This is a genomic window from Pseudomonas sp. PA-4-8C, from assembly GCF_021606625.1.
GTDB lineage: Bacteria > Pseudomonadota > Gammaproteobacteria > Pseudomonadales > Pseudomonadaceae > Aquipseudomonas > Aquipseudomonas lactis.
On sequence record NZ_WKCD01000515.1, the window covers coordinates 1 to 1,563 of the forward strand.

General features: G+C 60.3%; 1 pseudogene. It reads left to right on the plus strand.

Going from position 1 to position 1,563, the window contains the following annotated elements:
* Positions 1-1,563 (plus strand): annotated as a pseudogene (locus GIW04_RS30590) (type IV secretion protein Rhs); the annotation flags it as partial.

A 1,563-nucleotide genomic window follows, 5' to 3' on the forward strand; every position in this document is an offset into this window, starting at 1 on the left:
GGTTTGCGCGACCAATGCTGTCGGAGAAAGCGAGCGTTATCGGTACGACGATCAGCACGTCATTCTTGAACGCCAACTGGCCGGCGGAGCGAGCTTCTTTTGGGAATGGGAACACGCTGGCAAGGCGTCACGCTGTGTGCGGCATTGGGCAAGTTTTTCGCAGATGGACACGCGTTATGCCTGGGGGGATGACGGGCGTGTCACCGTGCATAACGCCGATGGTAGCCAGGAGGTGTATGTCCATGACCAGCGGGCGCGGTTGGTGCAGCGCATCGATCCGGACGGCGCTCAGCATTACAAATCTTACGATGACAAAGGCCGGCTGACCGTCGAGCAAGACCCGATGGGCGCGGTGACGGCCTATCAATATGACGACGCTGGACGTTTGGTGGCGCTGTTTCCGGGGGATGATGAGCCGACTTCCTACGAGCATGACAATGGGTTCGTACGGGTTGTGCGCCGTGGGGAGGCGGTCTGGAAATATGAGCGTAATGACCAAGGCGATGTCATTCGCAAGACTGATCCCGATGGCCATTCGACTGACTACAGCTACAACAAACAGGGGCAACTGACGGGGATTTGGTACCCGGACAGCAGTTGTCATCGGCTGGTGTGGAACGAGCGTGGGCAGTTGCTGGAGGAGCAATTGCCCCAGGGTGGGATCAAGCGTTATCGCTATGACGACTTGGGGCGACAGGTTGCCCGTGAGGATGAACACGGCGCGCAGACCGTTTATGAATGGGACAGCGTCGGTCGGCTGATTCGCCTCGTCTTGCCAGGCGGCGCCACACGCGAATTCAGCTACAACCCCTACGGCAAAATCATCGCCGAACGCGACGAACTCAGCCACGTCACCCGCTACGAATACGCCGACGGCCTGCACCTGATCAGCCGCCGTCTCAACGCCGACGGCACCCAGGTCAAGTACCGCTACGACAACACACGGCTGCTGCTCACCGAGATCGAAAACGAAGCCGGCGAAACCTACCAACTCGACTACCACCCCAACGGCCTGATCCGCCAGGAAACCGGCTTCGACGGCCAGCGCACCGCCTACGCCTACGACCTCAACGGCAACCTGCTGGAGAAATCCGAATACGGCGACGATGGCAGTCAGCTCATCACCCGTTACGAGCGCGACCACGCCGGGCGCCTCGTAAGAAAAACCCTGCCCGACAGCAACGTTGTCGACTACGCCTACGACCGCCAAGGCAACCTCCTCAGCGTCGAAGACGGTCACTGGGCGTTGGCCTACGAATACGACCGCCAAAACCGCCTCACCGCCGAACACCAAGGCTGGGGCACCCTGCGCTACGGCTACGACGCCTGTGGGCAACTGAAAAACCTGTGCCTGCCAGACAACAACCGCGTCACCTTCAACCACGATAAAGGCGGCCACCTCGCCACCGTCGAACTCAACGGTGAGGTGCTCACCTCACATCTCTTCAACAGCGGCCGCGAACATCAGCGCCAGCAAGGCCAACTGCTCAGCCACTACCACTACGACGACCAACACCGCCTACACGCCCACGCGGTCACCCAGCAACAGAACCACCTCTACCA